At 41.7% G+C, this 24,634-nt stretch carries 15 protein-coding genes and 8 tRNA genes; 6 read left to right on the top strand and 17 right to left on the bottom strand.

The window, feature by feature from the left end; genetic code table 11:
* Nucleotides 1-147: 147 nt before the first annotated feature.
* Together B1F84_RS05835 and B1F84_RS05830 are read left to right on the top strand one after the other, a co-directional pair.
* The gene (locus B1F84_RS05835) at nucleotides 148-1,437 is read left to right on the top strand and encodes an amidohydrolase (RefSeq protein ID WP_131690835.1); all 1,290 of its coding nucleotides are present in this window, start codon (nucleotides 148-150) and stop codon (nucleotides 1,435-1,437) included.
* A 120-nt stretch (nucleotides 1,438-1,557) separates the two neighbouring features.
* Nucleotides 1,558-2,190, top strand: a complete 633-nt coding sequence (locus B1F84_RS05830; protein ID WP_131690834.1) for a trimeric intracellular cation channel family protein — start codon at nucleotides 1,558-1,560, stop codon at nucleotides 2,188-2,190.
* Nucleotides 2,191-2,203: 13 nt separating this feature from the next.
* On the opposite strand, the gene recD is transcribed toward B1F84_RS05830, so the two are convergent.
* The 7 genes from recD to B1F84_RS05795 all read right to left on the bottom strand — a co-directional run bounded on the left by recD (nucleotide 2,204) and on the right by B1F84_RS05795 (nucleotide 17,006).
* Complete coding sequence (recD, locus tag B1F84_RS05825; protein WP_131690833.1) at nucleotides 2,204-4,222, bottom strand: exodeoxyribonuclease V subunit alpha; 2,019 nt, start codon at nucleotides 4,220-4,222, stop codon at nucleotides 2,204-2,206.
* Entirely contained in the window at nucleotides 4,219-7,785 is a 3,567-nt protein-coding gene (recB, locus tag B1F84_RS05820) for an exodeoxyribonuclease V subunit beta (protein WP_131690832.1), read from the bottom strand. Before recB ends, recD begins: the two co-directional genes overlap by 4 nt.
* The gene (recC, locus tag B1F84_RS05815; RefSeq protein WP_131690831.1) at nucleotides 7,772-11,071 is read right to left on the bottom strand and encodes an exodeoxyribonuclease V subunit gamma; all 3,300 of its coding nucleotides are present in this window, start codon (nucleotides 11,069-11,071) and stop codon (nucleotides 7,772-7,774) included. The genes recB and recC overlap by 14 nt, the downstream gene beginning before the upstream one ends.
* Before the next feature lie 165 nt (nucleotides 11,072-11,236).
* A complete protein-coding gene (locus B1F84_RS05810; protein ID WP_131690830.1) occupies nucleotides 11,237-12,298 on the bottom strand; it encodes an alkaline phosphatase D family protein in 1,062 nt (353 codons plus the stop codon).
* On the bottom strand, nucleotides 12,295-13,425 hold the full coding sequence (locus B1F84_RS05805) for an alkaline phosphatase family protein (RefSeq protein WP_131690829.1): 1,131 nt from the start codon (nucleotides 13,423-13,425) through the stop codon (nucleotides 12,295-12,297). Before B1F84_RS05805 ends, B1F84_RS05810 begins: the two co-directional genes overlap by 4 nt.
* A 68-nt stretch (nucleotides 13,426-13,493) precedes the next feature.
* Complete coding sequence (locus B1F84_RS05800) at nucleotides 13,494-15,767, bottom strand: TonB-dependent receptor (RefSeq protein WP_131690828.1); 2,274 nt, start codon at nucleotides 15,765-15,767, stop codon at nucleotides 13,494-13,496.
* Between the two features lie 195 nt (nucleotides 15,768-15,962).
* Nucleotides 15,963-17,006 carry an alkene reductase gene (locus B1F84_RS05795; RefSeq protein ID WP_131690827.1) on the bottom strand — a complete coding sequence of 348 codons (1,044 nt, stop codon included), beginning with the start codon at nucleotides 17,004-17,006 and terminating at the stop codon, nucleotides 15,963-15,965.
* 157 nt (nucleotides 17,007-17,163) lie between these two features.
* On the opposite strand from B1F84_RS05795, the gene B1F84_RS05790 reads away from it, so the two are divergent.
* From B1F84_RS05790 to B1F84_RS05775, 4 genes are all read left to right on the top strand, one after another.
* Nucleotides 17,164-17,742, top strand: a complete 579-nt coding sequence (locus tag B1F84_RS05790; RefSeq protein ID WP_131690826.1) for a TetR/AcrR family transcriptional regulator — start codon at nucleotides 17,164-17,166, stop codon at nucleotides 17,740-17,742.
* Between the two features lie 66 nt (nucleotides 17,743-17,808).
* The gene (locus B1F84_RS05785; RefSeq protein WP_131690825.1) at nucleotides 17,809-18,198 is read left to right on the top strand and encodes a DUF2750 domain-containing protein; all 390 of its coding nucleotides are present in this window, start codon (nucleotides 17,809-17,811) and stop codon (nucleotides 18,196-18,198) included.
* Nucleotides 18,199-18,462: 264 nt separating this feature from the next.
* A complete protein-coding gene (locus tag B1F84_RS05780) occupies nucleotides 18,463-19,338 on the top strand; it encodes a c-type cytochrome (RefSeq protein ID WP_131690824.1) in 876 nt (291 codons plus the stop codon).
* A gap of 165 nt (nucleotides 19,339-19,503) precedes the next feature.
* Nucleotides 19,504-21,153, top strand: a complete 1,650-nt coding sequence (locus B1F84_RS05775; protein ID WP_131690823.1) for a diguanylate cyclase — start codon at nucleotides 19,504-19,506, stop codon at nucleotides 21,151-21,153.
* A gap of 52 nt (nucleotides 21,154-21,205) precedes the next feature.
* Here B1F84_RS05775 and B1F84_RS05770 read toward each other — a convergent pair.
* The 10 genes from B1F84_RS05770 to ybgF form a co-directional block, all read right to left on the bottom strand.
* A tRNA-Ser gene (locus B1F84_RS05770) sits at nucleotides 21,206-21,295 on the bottom strand.
* 170 nt (nucleotides 21,296-21,465) lie between these two features.
* Entirely contained in the window at nucleotides 21,466-22,506 is a 1,041-nt protein-coding gene (gene nadA / locus B1F84_RS05765) for a quinolinate synthase NadA (RefSeq protein WP_131690822.1), read from the bottom strand.
* 148 nt (nucleotides 22,507-22,654) lie between these two features.
* Nucleotides 22,655-22,730: transfer RNA gene (locus B1F84_RS05760), tRNA-Lys, on the bottom strand.
* 65 nt (nucleotides 22,731-22,795) lie between these two features.
* A tRNA-Lys gene (locus tag B1F84_RS05755) sits at nucleotides 22,796-22,871 on the bottom strand.
* Nucleotides 22,872-23,060: 189 nt separating this feature from the next.
* Nucleotides 23,061-23,136: transfer RNA gene (locus B1F84_RS05750), tRNA-Lys, on the bottom strand.
* Nucleotides 23,137-23,201: 65 nt separating this feature from the next.
* Nucleotides 23,202-23,277, bottom strand: a tRNA-Lys gene (locus B1F84_RS05745).
* A gap of 65 nt (nucleotides 23,278-23,342) precedes the next feature.
* Nucleotides 23,343-23,418, bottom strand: a tRNA-Lys gene (locus B1F84_RS05740).
* Nucleotides 23,419-23,488: 70 nt separating this feature from the next.
* Nucleotides 23,489-23,564 (bottom strand) — tRNA-Lys (locus B1F84_RS05735).
* 70 nt (nucleotides 23,565-23,634) lie between these two features.
* Nucleotides 23,635-23,710, bottom strand: a tRNA-Lys gene (locus B1F84_RS05730).
* Between the two features lie 171 nt (nucleotides 23,711-23,881).
* Nucleotides 23,882-24,634: a tol-pal system protein YbgF gene (gene ybgF, locus B1F84_RS05725; protein WP_131690821.1), complete on the bottom strand. Its 753-nt coding sequence runs from the start codon at nucleotides 24,632-24,634 to the stop codon at nucleotides 23,882-23,884.

Here is a 24,634-nt window from a genome sequence, read left to right as displayed (position 1 = left end):
TATTGTGCTAAACAAAATAACAATAAATACTTTTTTAAGCAGCTTTAACAAACTTTTCTTGGACTGCGATTAACTATTAAACAACACTACTTTTTATTGATGTAATAGCGTAAGTTAATTACACACGATGAAAACCAAGGAATTAAAATGATAAAAAAAATAATTTTTGGCAGTGTTTTATTTACTGCTATTTCAGCGCCTAGTTTTGCTAGTAGCATTAACACCCAACTTGAACATGCAACACAAAGCGTGAGTGAAAAAGTCATTACATGGCGTCGCCATTTGCATCAATATCCAGAGCTGAGTAATCGCGAATTTGAAACCGCTAAGTACATTACTAACCATTTAAAATCTTTGGGTCTTGAAGTACAAACCGATGTTGCGCATACCGGTGTTGTGGCTAAATTAAGCGGTGGTAAAAAAGGCCCTTTAATCGCCCTTCGTGCCGATATGGATGCTTTACCCGTTACCGAACAAGTTGATTTACCCTTTGCCTCTAAACAAACCTCAACCTATCGTGGTAATGAAGTAGGCGTTATGCATGCCTGTGGGCACGATACCCATGTTGCAATTTTAATGGCCGTAGCAGAGTCACTGGTAAAAATTAAAGAGCAGTTAGCGGGTGAGGTACTGTTTGTATTTCAACCGGCTGAAGAAGGTGCCCCCGAGGGAGAAGAAGGTGGCGCTGAGCTAATGCTAAAAGAAGGTTTATTTAAACAAAAGCCAGAGGCGGTATTTGGCTTACATGTCACCAGCTCACTTAATACTGGTCAAATTGGCTTTAGAGAAGGGCCACTAATGGCCAGTGAAGACTCTTTCACAATTAACGTAACGGGTCGTCAAACCCATGGCTCGCGCCCTTGGAATGGCGTAGATCCCATAGTTGCTTCATCACAAATTATAATGGCAACTCAAACAATCGCCTCACGCCAAGTTGATGTAACTAAAGCACCTTCTGTTATTTCGTTTGGCGCGATTAATGGCGGCATACGCTCAAATATAATCCCTGATAACGTCGAGCTAATTGGAACAATTAGAACCTTTGATCAAACTATGCGCGCCGATATTAAAAAACGTTTAGCTAAAACCGCTGAGCTGGTTGCCGAATCCGCTGGTGCAAAAGCCGACGTGCATATAGATCACGGTTACCCTGTAACAGTAAATAATATTGCACTGACTCAAAAAATGACCCCTACGCTTGCCCGTATTGCTGGCGCTGACAACATTATTACAACAGACTTGATTACCGGTGCAGAAGACTTTAGTTATTATGCGCTAGAAACCCCTGGACTGTTTTACTTTTTAGGTGTCACTCCAAAAGATCAAAACGCTAAAACGGCACCAAGTAATCATTCACCTCAGTTTTATGTTGACGAAAGCGCATTACAACTTGGCGTAGAATCATTATCTCAACTGGTCGTTGACTACTTACAATAACAACCCAGTATAACAAGCACAGGGCTAATAACCTTGTGCTTAGAGAGTGTTATTCAGCTAATATAAATCCCCTCTCGCTTACCTTTAATTATAAATTCTCAATCTGGAAAGGACGCCTCAATGACGGCAGAGTATTTTAATTTTTTAAGCCTTATTGGCGTGGCATTCTTTGCAATTTCAGGTGCATTATTAGGCCACGACAAAGATATTGGTGGATTTGGTGTTGTCGTTGTTGGCTCAGTCACTGCGTTAGGTGGTGGCACGCTCAGAGATATTCTTCTTAACCAACCTGTATTTTGGATAGCCAACCCCGATTATTTATATGCCACCTATGGCGCTATTTTTGTCACCGTTATGTTTATTCGCCACTTACCTGATGTGTCTAACTATTACATGTTATTGGTTGATGCGATTGGTATGGCTATCTTTAATGTGGTCGGTATTGAAAAAGCATTAATTGAAGGCACCACCATGGTGGTTGCGCTTACAATGGGAATGACGACGGGTATATTTGGCGGCTTAATACGCGATGTGATCTGTAGAGAAGTACCGCTGGTGATGCGCGAAGAGCTATACTCCACCGCGTGTTTTGCAGGAGGCTTAACCTATGCCACGCTATTTTTATTAGAAGCTCCCTATTTATGGTGCATTATAGGTTCATTATTGGTAACCGTTTTTCTAAGATTGGGCGCACTACATTTTGGCTGGCAACCCAACCTATTTAGAAAGCGAACCCCAAAAATAAACGATTAGTATAAGTATGGCTTTACACTAATCGCTCATACAAGCCTGACGCCCGTGATACACTTTTACCCATGGCCAGTTGCAGCACTTTTTTATCTGCCACCAGCTCAAAGGTATGCTTTGCGCGGGTAATTCCTGTGTACACTAATTGCCTGTTAATACCGATACTCGCTTGCTTGAGCGGCGGTAATACCATCGCGGTATAGCTGAACTCTGAGCCTTGGGATTTATGAATGGTCATTACATAGACTTTATCGTGCGCCGGTAATCGTGCGGGCGAAAATGCCCGTTCATTGCCTTGCTCATCAATAAACAGTGCCTTGAGTTGACCGCTATCATCGGGCATTAAAATCCCTATATCACCGTTAAATAATTTTAGCTGATAGTCGTTTTGGCTAACCATAATTGGCATCCCTGTATAATGCCGCTGATTAGGGTTAACGCTTATTAAACCTTGCTGCTGTAATACCCGTTCAATACGCAGGTTTAAACTATTAACACCATAATCGCCTTCACGAACCGCAGCCAGTAACTGATAACTGGCAAAAGCTGCATGCACGTGTGCAACACTAGCACCTTGGGCTATCAGTGTTAGGTAATTAGCATAATGACTTGCGGCACTATTTACTAACTTTTCAATTGGTGTGGAAACAAAGTCATAGTCTAAAATAATATCGCTAAAATGCCCTTCGCTGCTTTGTTGTTCAACATAGTTTAATATCCCACGGTTGTTGGTATTAACCGCCAGCGCCAATTGACCTATGCCACTTTTTGCATCAAACCGATAGCTATGTTGTAAAAAGGCAATGCAGTCAGCGAGTTTAAACTCACTTTGACTTTGCGCGTTGAGTTTAACAGCGCCATTAAAACACAGCGTGTTCAATTGCTCACAGCGTACTTTTGAATAACGCGGTGTTTGTCCAAGCACTAACCCTTGGCATAAATCACTCATTACACTGCCAGTATCAACCGAAGCAAGTTGGTCTTTATCGCCGAGTAAAATCAATCGTGCATGATCTGGCAAGGCCTCAATTAATTTAGCCATAAGTGATAAGTCGACCATACTGGCCTCATCAATAATCAGCACATCAACATGCAGCGGATTGCTTTTATCGTGCCGAAATTTATTGGTAAATGGCTTAACTCCTAACAAACGATGAATGGTTTGCGCACTTTGCGGGATCAACGCGTTAATCTCATCCGGTATTTCATTAAGCTTATTTTTGGCCCCTAAAATTGACTCGGTTAGTCGCGCCGCTGCTTTACCGGTGGGCGCTACTAATTTTATGCTCAATGGTGCCGCTTGATATAACGACTGCAAAATCGCTAACAGCTTTGTCACCGTGGTGGTTTTACCTGTACCAGGCCCGCCCGTGATCACACTAAAACCTTTTGTAGCGGCAATGGCACACGCTACTTTTTGCCAATCAATATCAATACTCGGATCATCAGGAAAGTAGCGAGTTAATAACTGAGCAAGTACTGCATCATCAATGTTAAGTTGTCGCTCGCTCATTGTTAGTAATCGTTGCGCAAGAGTCTGTTCATAGCCTGCTAAACGAGAAAAATATAACCGTTGATTAAACAATTGCAGCGGCTTTTGCTCCCCAACACTGTGATGTGAGAGTAAATAACCTATTGCCGCCTCAGTCGTAAAGTCATCACTAAATGGGCTCAGAGTATCAGGCTGTGTGCCCTCTAGTTTAGTAAAGTCGCTTTGACGTAAATTAAACGGATTAGTCCAATCAACCTCTGTTAGGGTTAAACAGCTATGTTGGCTTTGCTGCGATAAACACAGCATTAAAATTATATAAAAGAGGTCGTCATACCCTTGCTGTGCGTTTGTGCCACTGAGCAATTCAGCCAGTTTTACATCAACCACACGCACTCTATGTTCGTCCGTTAAATACGTTAGCAACGGCACGACTTTAATGCTTTCGCTGGCCTGCATCGTTGGCTGTGCTGTTGTGAGCACAGGTTCATCTAAAGGCGCATCATCTAAGTCATCAAACAAACCCGGTTGTTGATTTAAATCACTCATAGCATGGCTCCTTGGCTAAACAAGCCATCTAAAATAACGACTTGATCTGCACTTAGCTGTTTAAAGTACACTCCCTCTCCTGCTGGCATACCGCGTAAAAAAGTATAATAAACACCGCCTAAATGCGCCTCTATGGAATAATCGGGAATTCGCTGTTTAAGCAGGCGATGCAGCGCTACGGTATAAATTAAATACTGTAAATGATATTGGTGGCTGGTCATGGCTTGCTCTAGCTGCTCCGGCACATAATCAGCGGCGGTACTACCCAAATAATTAGATTTATAATCTAAAATATAATACTTGCCTTGGTAGCAAAAAATTAAATCTATAAAGCCTTTTAGTAACCCTTTAACATGGGCAAACTCAAGTTTACTTTGGTTAAAGCCAAAATATTTAATCAACACTTCATTAAGCTTAGGGGCACTGAGGCTGCTAAGTGGTAAATTAAACTCCATTTCTACTAAACAGTCACTTGGCGCTAATTGGCTCAAACTTAAATTATTCTCGCTGTTTAACGGGCAATTAAGTGCATCGAGTATCCATTGCTCGGTAATTTGCTGCCATTGCTCATCGATATGGTATTTTTCAAAAGCACGCTCAATCACAGCCGTTAAGTTTTGCTCTGTATTCGTGGGATGACTTACCGGACTGGTAAAATCAAGCTGCTCAAATATTTCGTGCAAACAACTCCCTGGTTTTGCACCCTTTGGAAAGCTATACGGTGAAGGAAGTTCATCTTGCTGCACGGCAAACTCATCTCTTTGATGATCTTCATCGCTGCGCCCAGGAGCAAGTTGCTCTGTATGCTTTTTAAAGCTCAAGGCACTAAAGCTAGTTGCTCGCCAGTCACGTTCAATCTGCGCCGTTACTGTATTAATAAGTAAATCGTGCTGTTTAGTGTCACTATTTTTTAACCGAAATATGCCCTGATCAACTAATTCGCCTGAGGTAAATTGCTGATATTGCATAGCATGATTAGCCTCACAAAATTCACTTAAATGGGTGCGCCACACTTGGCTGCTGGTTATCTCTAACCCTGAGAACAACACATGCCCCAGCGCACTACTTTGAATTGCTAAACGGCTACTTTGCCCTTGAGAAATGTTATACACGCCCAGCGAACAAAAATGCACTGCACGGGTCAGTGCCACATAAAGCAAACGTAAGTCTTCTGCTAAACGTTCTTGCTCGGCTTTTTGCAGGGCATCTTCATCTTTACTTAAATCGTAAATCAACTTGCCGTTTTGATGATAAAGCGCGTCTTTAGTTTCACGATAACCACTGGCAAATGGCATAAATACCAATGGGTATTCAAGCCCCTTTGAGGCATGCATAGTCACAATTTTAACTAAGTTCGCATCACTTTCTAAGCGAACTTGCACTGTTTCGCCATCTTGCTGGCTCACCTTTTGCGCAAACCAACGTAATAAACGAAGTGTCCCTTCAAGCTCAATTTGTTTTTGCTGCAGTATTTCGCCAAGGTGTCTAAAGTCGGTAAGCCACCGCTCTACGTTATAGCCCAAGCCTTGCCATTTGGCACTGAGCTGATTATGACTCAGTAAGCGTTCAAGCATTGCCATTGCCCCTTGCTTATGCCAAATATGGCTAAGTTGAGCAAAAAAGTTTAGGTGTTCTTGCCAGCTATTTTCATCATCGGCTAGAGCAAAAATATCATTATAGCTCAAACAAAATAACGGGCCGGCTAATACACCGCGTAGTAATGCCTCATCGTACTGACCATGCAAAGCCGTTAAAAAATTGAGCAAGTGATGACTCAACTCTTGGCTAAATACACTGTCGCGAGACAAATACACACTGGCAATATTAGCTTTACTCAGCGCTTGCTTCATTATTTGTGCTTCAACGCGGTCGCGCACCAAAATACAAATATCAGCAGCACTGACAGGGTTAGCGCCAATACAGGCAACACCTTGGTTTGCTTGCTCAAGTAAAGTAACTATTTTATTAGCAAAATGGGTGGCTAAATGAGCTTGCCCTACGCCTTTACTGGTCGGCTTATTTTTTTCATCGCCGGCTTCATCTACAAACACATTAAATTCAAAGGCGGTGGCCGGTTTGCCATCAATTAAAAACGACTCATCTGCTTTTTTGCCCTTGGCTTTCACTTTATTAAAGGGAATGGCATCGTTATAAATAAAGCTGTTGTCGTATTTGCTAAATAAGCTATTTACGCTATTTACAATATCACTGCTTGAGCGAAAGTTAGTGCCCAATGTAAATTGTTGTGGCTCATCTACCGCTTCTTTTGCGCCAATGTAGGTAAATATATCTGCGCCCCTAAACCCATAAATTGCTTGTTTAGGATCGCCTATCATAGCTAAAGTGGTATTGCTTTGAGCATAAATTTTACTAAAAATACCGTACTGAATCGGATCGGTATCCTGAAACTCATCTATCATTGCCACCGGAAATAACTGCGCTATTTTTTGTGCGAGCACATCACCTTGTTCACTCTTTAGGGCACTGTGTAAATTAGTCAGTAAATCGTCAGGGGTGATCACGCTTTGTTCTTGTTTGCGTTTAACTATGGCCGCTTTTACCCAGCTCGCCGCATATTGCACTATCGCAATTTTTAACCCTTGGTTGATGGTGTTGTTAAGTGCGGCTAAGGCATCGAATTGGCTAATAAGTGGATGCGTCAGTAATATGCCATTTTTTTTATAATTAGCGGCATTACTTAAGTTCTCGCTACTCCACACCTCAAACGAATACTTACTGGTACCAAATTCAAAAAAGTCATCATTGCCTAAGCAAAATGCTTCAAGTGCAGCAAGGCTGCCCTTTCGCCCAGGTGTTTTTGAGCCACTTAAATCGGATGCTTTAACAGCACCAATAAACTCTTGCTCTAGGCAGGCTTTTTTAAAAGCTGGAACACGCGCCAAGTATTCATCTCGCGCTTGCCATACCGCATCTAAACTAACTTGCGGGGTTATCTCTGCGTTCGCCTTATTTAAAATACTACTTACATGACTAAATAGTGATTCGGGCGCGGCAAATACCGCTAAAATCGCATCTGTTTTTTCTTTACTAAGTGGGTATACAAACGCGCGCCAAAAGTCTTTTATGGTTTCAAGCAGAATATCGCGCTCATCTAAAATGAACTCTAAGTTAAATGCCACACCGGATTCAAACGCATGCTGCTTTAGCATTCGCTGACAAAAACCATGAATGGTAAAAATAGCTGCTTCGTCCATTGATTTAGCTGCGGCATCGAGTAAGTCAAATGCACGGTGCTTGTCATCAACGCCCGCTATTACATCCTCAATTAGCTCATCATTGGGTACTTGCCCCAGTAACGCATCACGCGCAGCAATAATACGGCTACGAACACGGTCTTTAATTTCTTGCGTGGCGGCATCAGTAAAGGTTACTACCAAAATTTGCTCAACACTCAATGGCGTATTCAGCTCACCAGGTATTTGCATACCCAATAAATAACGCAAATACAAACCCGTGATTGTGTAGGTTTTACCTGTGCCAGCACTGGCTTCAATTAAGCTTTGCCCTGATAATGGCATAGTGAGTGGATTAAGCGCTTGCATAGTCACTCTCCTTGGCGTGCTCAAATAATGGGGCGAGTAGCTTATCGCTCCAATGTATAAATTCGTCTTGGCAGTCATTAAGTGATTGCACCGTTAAACGAATATAAGGGTTTTCCCCCTCACCTCGGCCAATATACTGTGGACTAAATTTACTGTTGGCTTTTGCCATATCACCACCGCTTTTTACGTATTCATAACCACTTACCGGAAAAAACGCCACGGGCTTGTTGCGTAATGCTTTATAAAGCGCAAACCAATCTGCGAGCAATAAATCGGCATCGGCTTTACTCATTGGGACAAAGCTAATTTGCTTATCTAAACCCAGCAATAAGGTTTCAACCTCTTGTTGCATGCTTTGTGCAGCAAGATGATAAATAAAGCCTTTAATTAAATCTTTAGCTTTAATACTGGCACTGCGATAAAACACTTGTTTTTGCATATACACATGGTTTAGCCAGCCTTCAATAGTGGTGTTTTCAAGTGACAGTAACACTTCTATCGGTTCGCTTTTACCCGCTTTTATTTGTTGTTTTACTTGCCCTGCAAGCGCATCAACACGATGTTGCATGCTCTCATAAATTAAGCTGCCAACATGAGCTTGCGGCAACTCACCGCGCTGCAGTATTTGCTCGGTACTCAGTGGGGTATCGTTAATATTAGCTTCAAGTATTTCATCAAGGTAAAAATAACGGCGCAGCGCATCTAAGCTAAACGGTTCTTCATCTTTGGCTATGTCGTTAAATTGCGGCAAACGTAACCCTAAGCTTTGCTGATAAAAGCTCTCTTGGGCATGGCACACACTTCGAATAAACACATCAAGATCAAGCAACTCTGGAGGCGTTACATCAAGCGTAGTAATTGCTTTTGGCTCAATGGCCTCGCTAGGCAGCCAAATTGGGTTATAGCTGTGGTTGTTAAGCCTTGCCTGTTCAGCGCTAGCTGGCAAATAATAATGACTATTAAAAGGTTGTAAATGTTGTTGGCTAATAAGACAATCTGGCAAGGATTTATCACTGGGTTCGCTAAGTTTAAAGCTGCGACCTATGTATTCTAACAATTCACTGACGAGTGTTGATGGCATTCGTGGCTGGTTATCAAAACATGATCGGCCAATGTAGCTCATATATAAATTATCTCGGGCACTAAGAAGCGCTTCTAAAAAGAGGTAACGGTCATCGAGTTTACGTGATCGGTCACCCTTTTGCTTTTTAGAATAAGGTACTAAATCAAATCCGATTGGCTGCACCGTGCGTGGGTAATCGGCATCGTTTAAGCCTAGCATACATACCACCTTAAAGGGGACGGCGCGCATTGGCATGAGGGTACAAAAATTCACTTGCCCCACTAAAAATCGCTGGCCGACACCTTTCTCTTGTATGCCTTGTTTAATTAAATAGCTAACAATGCGCTGCGATACGGCCTCACTGTAATCACCGTTATTGTGGTGCTTACCTATATCTTCGAGTACTTTTTGCAGTACTAATAAATCCCAACTGTCGTCGCTTTCGCTCTCATAAATAGTATTGAGCAGCTCACTTAAAATTTGGGCTTTATTAGTGAGTGTATCATCGGGGGTGAGCTTAACTTTAAAGTCTTGCAATACATCAATAAAATGTACCAGCTTGTTGAGTGTATCGAGTGCCATGCCCTCAACCTCATCGGCACTGTAAATACTATTAAATGGGCATTGTTCATCGCGCATGGCAATACCCAGTAGTAGCCGGTTTAAGCCATGTTGCCAAGTGTTAAACTCAATTGCGGGTAAATCAAAGCTACTTTTATGTTCAGCGTTTACACCCCATTTAACGCCAACGCGCTCCAACCAATACTGAATTTGCTCATATTCATGCGCTTCTAAGCCAAATTTTTCAGCAATTTGGGTAACCTGTAATAAATCGAGAATATCCGACACACCAAAGCGCGAAAACGGTAGGTTAGCTAAACTAGCAAACGAACTCAGCACTGGCTTTTCTTGCTCTATGGCTAAATCGGCTAGCGCATAAGGTATAAATCGGCTGCCCTGTGCACCACCAAAAACTGCTTCAATATAAGGGCTGTAGGTACCAACGTCGGGCATCATCACGATGATGTCTTTGGGGGTAAGCGCTGGGTTCTGATTAAACAAATTAAGTAAGTAATCGTGCAAACGCTCTACTTCTCGAAGTGGTGTATGGCAATCGCTAAGTGTAATGCTTGCATCGTTTACACTTATTGGCAGCTTGCCCTCATCGTTAATAAACCATTCTTTGTTATCGGTGAGCGACTCACCTTTAAAGGCAAGTTGGTAAATTTCACTTTGCACTTGGCCAAGTAAGCTGTCGTCAAATGCATCTATAAAGCCATCAATCCAGCGGGCATCAAGCTGCACTAGTTGCTCAAAATAATCGCGGCCTAGTTTACCCCACGACGATAACAGCGGATTACCAATAAAATAGTATTCCTCATCGGGGTTAGTGTGCTTTTTTTGCTGTGCTTCCAGCAGCGGCATTTTGGCATATTTAGCGGTGATTTTAGCCGCTGTTTTTTCATCAATGATATCGCCCCAATAATGCTCGCTAGGGTTAAAAAAGAACAAAAACACTTCAGTTTTTTTACTTAAGGCTTCAAACACCTCAAGTTGCGAGCTGGCAATCGCCGATATGCCAAATAAGCTAATGCGTTTTGGCAATAAGCTGTTATCCATACTCTCAAGTGCACTGAGTAACTGCCCTTGCATGTTGGCACGGTGAAATTGGCTTTGCTCCAGCTGCTTGCTTAATTTGACTATACGACGCCATAAATCGGGTTGCCAAGGCGCAATGGTTATATCAACATCATCAAGCTCATCGATGCCACTATCCCATCTGGCTATCCAATGGGGGCGGTACATCAAGTATTGGTCGTACACATCGGCTATTTTTTCACATAGTGCAAAGGTTTTTTGGCCGTCAATATCGCCCTCTAAATAGGTTTTTAGCGGTAAATACAGTGGCTCGTCTATGCAGTGAGGTAAAATTGCAAACAATTTCCAAGCAAGGTTAGGTTTGTTAAAGGCCGACTCTTTAGGCACACCTGGCAGTAATTGCTGATATAACTGCCAAATAAAGCTCGACGGCAGTGGAAAATCAACCTGCGCCGCTACACCTAAATTTTCACTTAAGCCTATTTTAAGCCACTGCGACATGCCCGGCGATTGGACTAACACCACTTCTTTATCAAATGGGCTTTGCAATGGGTTTATTTTTAATAGCTGATGAAACTGCGCTTGCAGGGCTTCCATACGGTTTGATTGAATAATATTGAGCATACGATACCAGCCTTACTTGAGATAAAGCCAGTGTAAGATATTTTCAATTTAAGCGGTAGCGCTAAGGGGAAATTGGCATTAATAAATCAGCAAGTTAGCCCGCCGATAGTAAACTTTTAAACGCACAGCTTTAATCGCAGTGCGTTTATTATTTAAATGGTGATGCTATTTATAAGGACTAATACTTGAAAGACTAAAATCACTTTGCATAATAACCTGACCCTCAATGCCTTTAAGCTTTAATGAAATAGCAGGGTCGACTTGTTGCCAGTCTATGCTTAAATCACCATAGTTAACATTATGTGTGTAATTACCCACACGATGCTGGTTAGGGCTAACGTCTTTCCACTTTTCTGTCAGACCTGAGCTGGTCATTTCAATAAGCGGATAATCAAGGTTTTGTTGATACCTTGAAATCTCGCCCCAGTGAGTATCGCCACTAATAATAATCACACCATTTACTTGGTGTTTTTTAATTAGCGCAAATAAACGGTTTCGATCCTCAGGAAAATTTGCCCATGACTCCCAGCCGGTAAAATCTGGCAGTAACTGCAAGCTCGACGCTATTAGCTTTATTGCCGCTGGCTTTTTCAGCTCGGCTTCAAGCCATTGCCACTGTGCCTCCCCTAGCATTGACGCGCCTTTAACTTCAGTTGGACTGTACGGGCCTTGGTTATTTGCTTTACGCTTGGTGTAATACTCAAGCTCGCTAACAGAATTAAGTGTGTCACGATTAAAGCGTAAATCTGGCATGATCACCTGCACGGTTTGCTCGCCTTCGCCATACATGTACGAGGTATAAATGCCGTCAGGGCGGGTACGGCGCGCTGAGTTTGCCGGTTCTTGCCAAAAATCGAGCATGATTTGCCGCGATGCTTCTTTATGCGGATACTCTTTCCCCGCGTCATTTTGACCATAATCGTGATCATCCCACATGGCTATTATTGGTGTTTGTGCGCGTAGTGCTTTAAAGCCAGGCTTTGCCCCAAGGCGTTGGTATTTATTTTTAAGTACAGCCATGTCGTTAGTATCGCCATAAATGTTATCGCCTAAAAAAATAAATAAATCACTCCGCTCTTTGTTAATGGCGTTAAATATAGGAATGTCTTTATCTTGGTGCCCACAAGAACCAAATAATATTTTAGACGGCGCAGCCATTGCTCCACTGCTAATCACAATAGTCAGTAACAGTGCAGAATACTTAAGGGTTTTTAGTAACTGTTTCATTTTAAAATCTCATTAATAGCCGGTGCCATATTAGCGTTAATTATGAGTGGATTTTGCCCAAGTGCTTTTAAAACGGTGGCGGCAATTTGCGCTTGTTTGAGCTCATTTTTAGTTTTAATTAAGCCGTTATTTTTAATTGCAGGGCCAATGGCAGCAAGCCAAATATGCTCAGAGCCTACTATGCCGTTAGGAAACACATCTGCGCCTAGGTTAAGCTCTAGCAATGCTCGACGAGAGCTGTGATGCTGCCAATCACTGGCATGACTTCCACGGCCATGATCAGTAGTAACGATCAGCGTCGTATTATTTTTATAACCTGGGGTACTTTGAATGGTTTGCCACAAATCTTTTATAAATGCATCGCTTTGCTTAACCGATTTTAAATAGGCGTCGTAATGCCCATCGTGAGCAAAATCATCAGTTTCTCCCAAACTAATCACCAATAGTCTTGGCTTTTTCGCCAGCATATACGCCTTAGCAAATCGATAGGTAAAACTATCAAGCCGCACATTGTGCCAAGGGCTGGGTATTTCTGTTTGTAGCGCATTAAGTAGCGCTGCGTCGACAAATAAATCATCAGCAACGGGCATAAACCCCGCATTCACCTGCACCTTGCTGCGCTGGGTATTTACAATGAAAGGAAACACATCCCAACTACCAAATAACGCGGTGCTGTTTTTAAATTCAGGTTGGGCGTTTAAACGCTCTAAAATAGTTTTATTTGGGTTGAAAACCTTGTCGTTACTGTTGATACTTTCATCCACTTCGCCAGTGAGAATTTCGTTATACCCAGGGTATGAAAAATACCACGGATTACTCACCGACATAGTTGAGCCTTTAGCTCTATCGCCAATAATAACGCCTTGCTTTGCGATAGTTTGAGTTAAAAATGGCATTAGCAATTGTTGACGCTGTTGCGGGTTTTCATGCCAGAACTGGCTCTTTAAATGTGCTGGTTGCTTAACAAATTCTTTATTATTAATCAGCTTGCTATCGGCACCATTAAATACTTCTTGCCAGCGAACCCCATCTAAAGTTACCAACACCACATTTTGTGGTGCAGCCAATGCCATATTATTAAACAATAAAATTAAACTTAATCCAGTTATTTTTATCATGCTTTTCATTGTGTTCTCATCAACCTTTTTATAGCAAAAAGCCCATCAATGATGGGCTTAATTACGTTTATTACGTTTTAAAACGTGGCCGTTAACGTCACGGCTGCTGTGCGTGGGGCGCCAATAAAGTAAGTGCTTCCATTGCCTGTGCCGCCCGCTAGGTAGCTTTCATCAGTAATGTTGTAAACCACAAAAGCAATATCAACGGCTTTAAACGGGCCTGCGTTAACTTCGGCTGCATAACCTGCGTTTAAATCAACCACGGTGTAGCTATCTACATCGCCACGCTCGCCAGTGTATTTAGCCGATAAACCAAAGCGGAAATCGCCACTGTAGTAATCGGTTGATAGCACAAATAAATCATCCACTGAGTCAATTACTTTGCCTCCTGCTTCAAACCCTGGCGCATCGCCTTTGTATTCAGAGTTATTATTGGTGTATGAACTATATACATTCCACTGTGGGCTCAACATATAACTTGCTGATAGCTCTAAACCTTTCGATTCAATACCGCCCACATTTAGGTACGAGCCGTTAGTACCTATGGTGTAATCAATACCACCCGTGTCGCTACCTGGCGCTATAAAGGTAATACGGTTATCAAATTCAATTGAATAGGCCGTTGCCGTTAATTTAAGTGCGTTATTGTCATAACGCACCCCTAAATCAATATTTTCTGCGGTTTCTGGCTCAATAGCTGACAAGTCAGAGCTATCGCGCTCAAGCACACCATCTTTAATGGCGGCAAAGTTTTCGCTGTAGCTGGTAAATAACTCAGTGTTACTGTTTAACTGATATAAAATACCGCCACTAAATAGAAGGTCTGAATCACTGTTTACTTTAGCTGTGGTGGCGTTTTGATAATGGTCATACTTTTCTATATCTACTAAGTACTTTTTAACCCCTAGGTTAAGAGTTAAGTCGTCAAATGACATTGAGTCTTGGGCGTACCATTTGAGCGTATCGGTCTCAAAGGTGTTTTTATATTGCGTCCAATAAGGGGTGTTATCAAAGTGATGATAAATGCGCGCATCTATAACTTTATGCCAATCTCGTGACTCATCACGGTCGCTTTGCTCATACCAAAAACCGGCTTCAATATCGTGCATGCCAATGCTTGCTTGATAATTAGCAGTTACCCCTAAACGGTCTTTATTATAATGTGTATGACGATAAGACATAACTGGCGTTGCATCAGCATCGTAACATGCAGGATTAAGCTCAGGGCCTGACTCCCACGGCCAGTTTAAGCTAGCCGTACAACCTGCATTGGGAGCAAGTGGGTTACCATTACTATCTGTAAAGCCATAAGAGCCTGCGTTTGTGCCACCTTCTGTGGTTGGGTTACCATTTTCATCTACAGGGGACGTTAAATAAGGAGGGATCCAATCGCCTCGGCCTGAGTTTTTATGATAATAAGGGCTAATGGTTAACAATGAGGTGGGTGAAATCGCGTATTCAAACTTTAAATACCCTAGAGTGTTTTCACGCAGCGTGCCCCAACCTTCTGCAAACATTTGGTCAAAGTGCGGAACGCCTGTCCAGTTCCATGTTAGTTGATCCCAATCTGGAGTTTGTTCAAATTGTGCCAAGCTCACGCTATTATAATTCGTCTCGCTTACATCATCGTAAGATAAACGCCCTGTTATAGTTAACTCATCAAGGGTGGTGACAAATTTCGCTTCAGCGTGTTGATTATCTTTACCACCATTGCTACCCGAACCAATCCAACGGCTAGTATCGGTTTGCGAGTAACTTACATACGCTTGAGTATTATCGAAAATGGTGCCAGTTTCGTGTTTAACGTAATAGCGGCTCGCGTCATGGCTGCCTGAGGCATATGCAAAAGTGGTGCTTTTTTCAACGCTAGGCGCTTTACTTACAAAGTTAAAAGTACCGCCTAGTGCCTCTAACGAGGCTGATTTAATATCTGAAGTGCCTTGACCTACTTCCACGGTGATTAAATTTTCGCTATCTAGGTAACGATTCGCTTTAGCACCACCGCCATAATTAGAACCGCCATTAGGAATACCGTCTACCGTCATACCTAATTGCTGCTGGTTTGAGTCAATACTAAAACCACGCATGGTAATAGTGGTTGACCAATCGTCGCCGCCAAATGCGTCGCCTTCGTTTATGCTAATGCCAGGTAAGTTATCTATTACTGATAACACACTCGATACCGAGCTTTGTTGCTCAAGCATGGCAGGTTCAATAACGTTGTTTGCATAACTGGTTGGTTTTGCAGTAACGGTTACTTCTTCTATCACGTTATCGTTAGCATAAGCTGAAGTTGATACCGCCATGGCCACAGCCATGCTCAAAATCGATTTATTTTTTAAAGCGTACATTGTTGTCCCGTTTGATTCTAATTATAAAAGGTAATTATGAAAGCGGGCACAGTCTAATTTTTAAATATGACAACGAGGGGGAACTTTATTGACAGCAAGGTTAAACAATTATGAGTAAATTATGGCAAATAAATGTATAAAAAAAGACACTCATAGCTGCCCATGAGTGCCCTATCGTTTTTACTAAATTAGTTACTATTTCAATTCAGCTAGCATTTCGTCACTGTAAGGTGTGACTTCTTCGCCGTTTTTAATTTTACTAATGTAGTCTGGATTAGCAATAAGCGGGCGACCAATAGCAATTAAATCAAATTTATTGTCGTTAATCGCTTCTTTAGCAGTTTCAAAACTATAACTCCCTACACCCACTAAAGTACTTTTATAGCCGGCACGTAAAAATTCAGAGGTTGATTTACCTTCTAGTGAATCAAAACGCATGCTGTCGTCAAAAATACCACCGTGTAAATAAGCTAACTTGCGGTTTTCAAGCTCAGGCAATAAGTAATCAAATACTGCTTTATCGCGATTGTCTTCGCTCATATTAAAATAAGCACCTGGCGTTAAGCGCATTGCGGTGCGCTCATTGCCTACTACATCAATAACTGCATCGGTTACTTCCAGTGCAAAGCGCGACATGTTTTCTGGTGTTTGGCCGTACTCGTCATCACGTTCATTTGCTGCATAATGTAAAAATTGGTCAATTAAATAGCCATTTGCACCGTGAATTTCTACACCGTCAAAACCCGCTTCCATCGCATTTTCTGCCGCTTTAGCGTAATCGGCCACTAAACCTTTAATGTCGTCTTTAGTTACAGGTTTTGGCGTAACATAAGTCAGCTCACGCATACGCGGTACTGAGCCATCAACACCTATAGCCGAAGGCGCCAGTACATCACCACCAAAAAAGTGTGGGTGTGCTACACGGCCAACATGCCAAAGTTGTGCAAACATTTTTCCGCCATTGGCATGTACAGCGTCAGTGACTTTTTTCCAACCTTGAATTTGTTCGCTGGTGAAGATACCCGGTGTATTTGGATAACCTTGAGCATCAGCACGGATAATAATGGCTTCACTAATAATTAAGCCTACATCAGCACGGCGAGCGTAGTAATCAACCATGGCTTGTGTTGGCACTAAATTGTCATCTGCCATACAGCGGGTCAATGGAGCCATAAGTACGCGGTTTTGCAGTTCTATGCTGTTATTTAATTTAAAAGGTGAAAGTAAGTCAATCGACATAATATTTATCCTTTGTTGAATGTACATTCAAGATAAGGTCACTTGAATGAATATTCAAGTATAATTTTGAAACTTTGTTTAAGATTGCGTAAACTGCCACCTAGGCCTAAGAAAAATAAATTTATTCATTACTACTCTCTCCACTAAAAGAGTCATTATGAGAACTGCAGAATTTGATAAAGAGTTTGTACTACGCCAAGCTATGGCCATGTTTATGCTGCATGGCTACGCAAAAACCAGTATGCAAAAACTGACTCAAGCCACCCATTTACATCCGGGTTCTTTGTATGGGGCATTTGGTAATAAAAAAGGCATTTTTTTAGCCGCCACGGAGCAATACCAAACCGATCGCAATACACAGTTTACGGCGCTGTTTGAGCACAGTAATTGTATTTTAGATACGCTGAAACAATACCTTAATATCATTGTGCAAGAATGTATTGACGGCGAAGCAACTAAAGTGTGCTTGCTTACAAAAAGCATTAGTGAGGTGGAGGGTAACGATCCACAAATTTGCCAGGTATTACGTACTAATTTAACGGCGTACGAGCACGCCTTTGCGCACCAATTACAAAAAGCGATAGATAATAAAGAAATTACCAATGGGCGAAGTGCCATAGAACTAGCACGATTTTGTGTTATGGGTATTTATGGATTGCGCACTTACGCATTAACAAATCAAGACCCCGACGCACTAAACCAACTAGCCGATGAGCTGCTTGCAGCCATTAGCTAAACTAAATTTTAAAGCGCAGTATGTCGCTGCCTTTTGTATTCCCCCCACAGTGAGAGAGAGCCAAAAATGACCACTGACAATTTATCAAAGCAAGACGACGTAATTTTAGGCCTTGGCGCAAAAAAACGACTCGCATACATGTACGAAACTGTGCAGCAGTTTAAGCAAATGTGGATTTTAAATGATGACGACGGCTGCGTCATGCTCACTAACGAAGACGACGACTGTGTGCCTGTATGGCCAACCCGTGAGTTTGCACAAGCATGGGCAACCGGCGAATGGGAAGGATGTACACCTAAAGCAATTCCAACAACAGATTGGTTTAGCCGCTGGACGCCAGGCCTTGAAGAAGACGACTTACTGGTTGCCGTGTTCCCTACCGAAGAAGACGACGGCACAATTTTATTTCCTGATGAGTTTCAAGCACAGCTCAGTGCCAAAAAGAACAAGTATTAAACAACTGCTCAAAGCCATTTCACAATGAAATGGCTTTAATTACTTCTTTTCAGCGGCACTTTAATTACCCCTTCCTTTTGCCAAAAATCCAGCCCTAAACATCCATTAATAAAAAAATAGCCGAATCATTAACCTTCTATATAGTTTTTAACTATATTTTAAATAGGCGTGAATCATCAAACTCATCAATTGCATTGCTGCTAATTAAACTTAACTAACAATAGTCATGGTGAGACTCTATTTATTATTAGCTTGGGTTATATTATGTTTAAAGTTCATTTTAGTGTTGTATTAGCGACGTTATTTACTTTGCCCGTATACTCACAAGAAACACAATCAACATTACAAACAGTGCTAAGTAATGCGCCGACAATTATAAACTTATCGGCAAATCACCCTAACACGCTAGACACTCCTGCTATTAAGGATCTCGATGCTAGCCCAGAATCAGATCTCATTCGTTATGGTCGTTTGCTGATTATTGATACTTATAAACAACTTCCGAACAACGTTAACAATAGACTTAATTGTAGTTCCTGCCATCTTAACGAGGGACGCGTAGCTAAAGCCGCACCCTACGTAGGGATGAATGTGGTGTATCCTAAATTTCGCTCTCGCAATGCAAAAATAAATACCATAGAAGATAGAATTAATGGCTGTTTTCAGCGCTCAATGAATGGCCAGCCTCTGGCTACTGACTCGGTTCAAATGCAGGCTATCGTCGGCTATATGAACTTTTTATCACTAAATATAAAAAGCAAAGATGACCTGCAAGGAAAAACAGGTTTTGTCACTATTAATAAAGAGCTTATTCCAAACGCCGGTAACGGCAAAACCCTTTACGCTCAGCACTGTGCAAGCTGTCACCAACTAGACGGACAAGGCTTATACCCCAATAATACTTACATGTTCCCTGCTGTTGCAGGCAACCAGTCATTTAATGATGGTGCGGGCATGGCACGTACTTACACCGCAGCTGCGTTTATTAAAGGGAATATGCCATTGGGACAAGAAGGTATGTTAACCGATCAACAAGCTGTAGACATTGCTTATTATTTTTCTCATTTAGAGCGCCCTGTTTTTGCCAATAAAGTGAATGACTGGCCACAAGGCGGCGCGCCAAAAGATGTGCGTCGCTAACAACGTACTGTAGCGTAATAATTTGCCACTCACTTATTTATCTTCTTGGAGCGATATAAAGTTAACAGCCACATTTTAAGTAAAAATACGCTGAAACAGTCATAACGATAATTATTCTGCTAAAAATGCAGTATAATTTTTAAGGATCACTAACTTAGGTATTACATGCGGTACACTTTCAATTTAATATGTTGTTTGCTACTACAAACCATTGGTTTTAGTGCATCTGCTGTAACACTAAACGAACATGACAGCTTACAATTAAAATCAGCTATTTGGCATCAAGTAGATTTAGCTAAACCAATCCAAGGTGAGCAACTCGTTAATGCCTATAACAATGTTAATACTCCCATCACTTCGCTGTACAGTGCGAATGGCAGTGCAATAGCAAAAATTAGTTTAACCACAACGAGCGCTGGACGCTGGTATATAATACCCCAAGTTAATTACTTAGATAGTGGCGTTGCTTTTTATCAAGATGCTAGTGGGATCAGAAAAGTCGCTGACTTTTCACAAGATAGTGCCAGCCCATCAGCCATTGTAATGCACAGCCGAGCTTTTGAATTACAACTAGAAGCTAATTCACACGGTGTTTTATGGCTTTATGTTAATGCTAAGCACTTTGCCAAACCTGTCAGCATTAACGTTATTCCTCAATCTAGGTTTGTTAAACTTCAGTTTTATATCAATTCATTAAGCTTAGTGTCTATAACGATAATGCTAACCTTGGCTTGCATGGCCTTGATCATGTTTTTTAAAACACGACATCGCGTGGCATTATTTTGTGCAGGTTACATAGGGTTACATGGCATTGGTTGGGCATTCGCAGCGGGGATAGCTGCGCTACTTTTTAATTACCATGCGATTAACACCCATTACTTTGGCATGTATATTTTTGCCTTTGCTATTGCCTCTGCCAGCTCATTTGCCTATTACTTATTTAACTTTGACCAACATACCCGTACTGGTATTAGCCGATTTTTAAAGTACTTTTCCATAACGGCACTTGCCTGTGGTTTTTTAAACCTATTTTTATCCTTTCATTGGGTGTTCTATTTAGCTCACTTCCTCGCTGCAATTTGGGTGTATTTAAGCTTAAAGCTTGGCTTTACAATGCTGGGGATGAAGGACTTTAGAGCGAAATACTTTTTAACTGGCAACCTTGTTTATAGCTTATCCTTGGTTATTTTTATTTTATCGCACCTAAATTTAATAGAAATAAGTTCACCTGAATTATGGGTGCTTATTGCTCTGGCCATTGATTGTATCTGTATTTTGCTTTCTTTATCTGAATGGCTAAAAATAAAGCAAAACAATTATATAAAAGCGCTAGAGTTATCACGCATTGATCCACTCACCAAAGTAGGAAACCGGCTGCAATTACAACAAGTGCTCGATAACTTAGATAATTTTTACCTCATAGTGTTTATAGATTGCGACAATATTAAAAGCGTTAACGATCACCTAGGTCATGCTCACGGTGACAAACTACTCATTGAAGTTACACGGTTAATTAAAAGCGCGTTAGCCGATAAAGGTGAGGTATGCAGAACTGGCGGTGATGAGTTTATTTGTGTGTGTAACGTTAAATCAGCACAACAGCTCGGCCAACTCACCCTGAGCATCAACGAATCGTTAAATTATATTCATCAACAAGTTCAGAAAAACTGGCCGTTATCAGGCGTGAGTTATGGCTTAGCAAGTAGTGAGGAATGTAGTGACTATAAAGCTTGCTTAACCTTAGCCGACCAACGAATGTATACATTAAAACATCAGCGTAAAGACAAACGCCAAGTACAAAGCCAACACGCTTAACTTTATTACAGGCACAAAAAAGGACGTCCTGAGACGTCCTAATATAGAATGATGGTGGAGAGAGAGGGATTCGAACCCTCGTTAGGGATTAACCTAAACACACTTTCCAGGCGTGCGCCTTCAGCCACTCAGCCATCTCTCCACAATGTTGCATTGCAACAGCGCGCTATAGTATGAAATACACTTGCTTGGTGCAAGGCCTTTTTAACATCACGCTTTTAACTGCTCAATAATCAAACTAACCACCCATAAGCAAATAAAAAAGGCGATACCTGAGTATCGCCTTTATCTAATGCATTATATTGCCATTTATTATTTTGCCATGTTAGCTGTAAAATCTAGCATGCGATTTAATGATTTAAGTGCGCCTTCGCGCAAATCCATGTCAACAAACACTTCTTTACCGCTGGCATCAATCAGTGCTTCCTCAATCGCTTGTAAGCCGTTCATTGCCATCCAAGGGCAGTGAGCACAAGTTTTACATGTAGCGCCGCTACCAGCCGTTGGCGCTTCAAAAAACTCTTTATCTGGGCATAGTTGCTGCATTTTATAAAAAATACCGCGATCGGTTGCCACAATAAACCTTTTATTAGGCATAGTTTGCGCTGCTTTAATAAGCTGGCTAGTAGAGCCAACAGCATCAGCGAGTTCAACAATTTCAGCCGGTGATTCTGGATGCACCAATACGCCCGCATCTGGATGCAATACTTTAAAATCTTTTAGCGCTTTAGTTTTAAATTCATCATGTACGATACATGCGCCGTTCCACATGATCATATTGGCGCCAGTATTCTTTTGAATATAGCTGCCTAAATGTTTATCTGGGCCCCATATAATCTTTTCACCTTGCTCATCTAAGTGCTCTACTATTTCAAGTGCACACGATGAGGTAACTATCCAATCAGCGCGCGCTTTAACCGCGGTAGAGGTATTAGCGTATACCACCACTTTACGATCTGGGTGTTGATCACAAAACGCTGAAAACTCATCCACAGGGCAACCAATATCTAATGAACAGGTTGCTTCAAGTGTAGGCATCACCACGGTTTTGTTAGGCGTTAAAATTTTAGCGGTTTCACCCATAAAACGTACACCCGCGACGATGATTATGTCGGCTTCATGGCGAGCGCCAAAACGTGCCATTTCGAGTGAATCGGCTACACAGCCGCCCGTTTCTTCAGCAAGTGCTTGAATTTCAGGATCAGTGTAATAATGAGCAACAAGTACCGCGTTTTTCTCTTGCAGTAATTGTTTTATACGCGCTTTATATTCGCCTTTTTCGTCTTGTGTTAACGGTGCCGGCTTAGGAGGGAAAATATAACCTTCAGGCATAATAGTTTGAGCTAAACTCATGTTCTCGACCACTTTATTTACAGTGTAATTAATAGCGCAAATTATACGAGAAACGAACGCTAAATAATAGCAATCTAGTCAGGCAGTTTATAAATAAAAATAAGGGAGATACTAAGGAATATATTATACGGAGAAAGTGTACCAGAAGTGGTGGGTCATGATGGACTTGAACCATCGACCAATGGATTAAAAGTCCACTGCTCTACCAACTGAGCTAATGACCCGCTCTGGTTTACTTATAAAAAGTAAGTCTGCGTAAATCCGCCGATTATAACCATTCAGTAAAGAATGGTGGGTCATGATGGACTTGAACCATCGACCAATGGATTAAAAGTCCACTGCTCTACCAACTGAGCTAATGACCCGCTCTGTGTCTAACTGCCATTAATTCATCCTGAAGCGTGGGACCGGCTCGTCGTCCTGACTCGCGTTCATAAGACTGCGAAACTTCGTTTCGGTTCTTATTCACCCAACTGAGCTAATGACCCGCTCTGGTTTACTTATAAAAAAGTAAGGCTGCGTAAATCCGCCGATTATAACCATTCAGTAAAGAATGGTGGGTCATGATGGACTTGAACCATCGACCAATGGATTAAAAGTCCACTGCTCTACCAACTGAGCTAATGACCCGCTCTGGTTTACTTGTAAAAAGTAAGGTTGCGTAAATCCGCCGATTATAACCATTCAGTAAAGAATGGTGGGTCATGATGGACTTGAACCATCGACCAATGGATTAAAAGTCCACTGCTCTACCAACTGAGCTAATGACCCGCTCTGGTTTACTTATAAAAAGTAAGGCTGCGTAAATCCGCCGATTATAGCCATTCAGTAAAGAATGGTGGGTCATGATGGACTTGAACCATCGACCAATGGATTAAAAGTCCACTGCTCTACCAACTGAGCTAATGACCCGCTCTGGTTTACTTGTAAAAAGTAAGTACGCGTAAATCCGCCGATTAGACCATTCTAGTTTAAAAAAGAATGGTGGGTCATGATGGACTTGAACCATCGACCAATGGATTAAAAGTCCACTGCTCTACCAACTGAGCTAATGACCCGCTCTGTGTGTTTGTTAACACTTTACGTAAATCCGCCGATTAAAGACCAAACTTTATTAACAATAAAGGATGGTGGGTCATGATGGACTTGAACCATCGACCAATGGATTAAAAGTCCACTGCTCTACCAACTGAGCTAATGACCCGCTCTTTTTGTCGCATTTCGAGTGGGGTTACCATTCGTTTGCTGCGGGCGCTTATAATACTTATTTATAAAATGAGTGCAACCGAAATTGTCTCTTTTTTTAAGTTTTTATGTCTAGTTGAGCAAATTTAGACCGCTTATGACAAAAAGCAGTCTAATCAAGCATCAACATTTATTTTGATAAGCGATCTGTGGCTAATTTAGCAGCAGTTGTACTTGGGTACTGATTGATAAGCTCATTCAGTATTTTTTGCGCTTCAGCCTTTAACCCTTGCTCTTGTAAAAGTGTACCAAGCTTTAACATTGCATCTGGGCGCTTATTCGAGTTTGGAAATTCGTTAACAACTACTTTGAAATGCTCGGCTGCTTTTACACCGTCATTTTTAATCGTTAATAATTGCCCAAGCCAATAATGTGCGTTCGAGGTGTACACTGAATTTGGATACGTTGTTAAGAACGCTTGAAATTCTGGAATAGCTTGATCATAGCGCTTATCTTTCATTATAAGCGCAACAGCACGCTCGTACGCTTCGTTTTCAGATAAATCACTGCTGTAGCTCTGATCACTACCTGGTTGCGTGTAGTCTGTTGTAGGTGCTGGAGTGGCCGGTTTAGCATATGCTTGGCTAACACGGTTTTCTATTTCTTGATAAAGCTCGCGTTGGCGCTGCAATACTTTTTCTAGTTTATAGCTTTGCTCTTCGGTAACACCGCGAATTTGACTCACTTCGTCTTGCAGTAAGTTAAGCTGTTGCTGTAACTCTACTTGTAAGAAGTTACGCTGTTGCATCATCTTTTCAAGCGTCGCTAAACGCTTTTCAATGCTCGACTGTGAACTTGCAGCTTCTGAAACAGGAGCGGGAGCAGCCATTAACTGGGTGCTCCCGCTCAATATCATGGCTGCCAAAATAATTTTCGGCTTCAT

It is taken from the genome of Pseudoalteromonas sp. DL-6, assembly GCF_004328665.1.
Taxonomy (GTDB): domain Bacteria; phylum Pseudomonadota; class Gammaproteobacteria; order Enterobacterales; family Alteromonadaceae; genus Pseudoalteromonas.
This window is presented reverse-complemented; position numbering and strand designations above follow the sequence as displayed.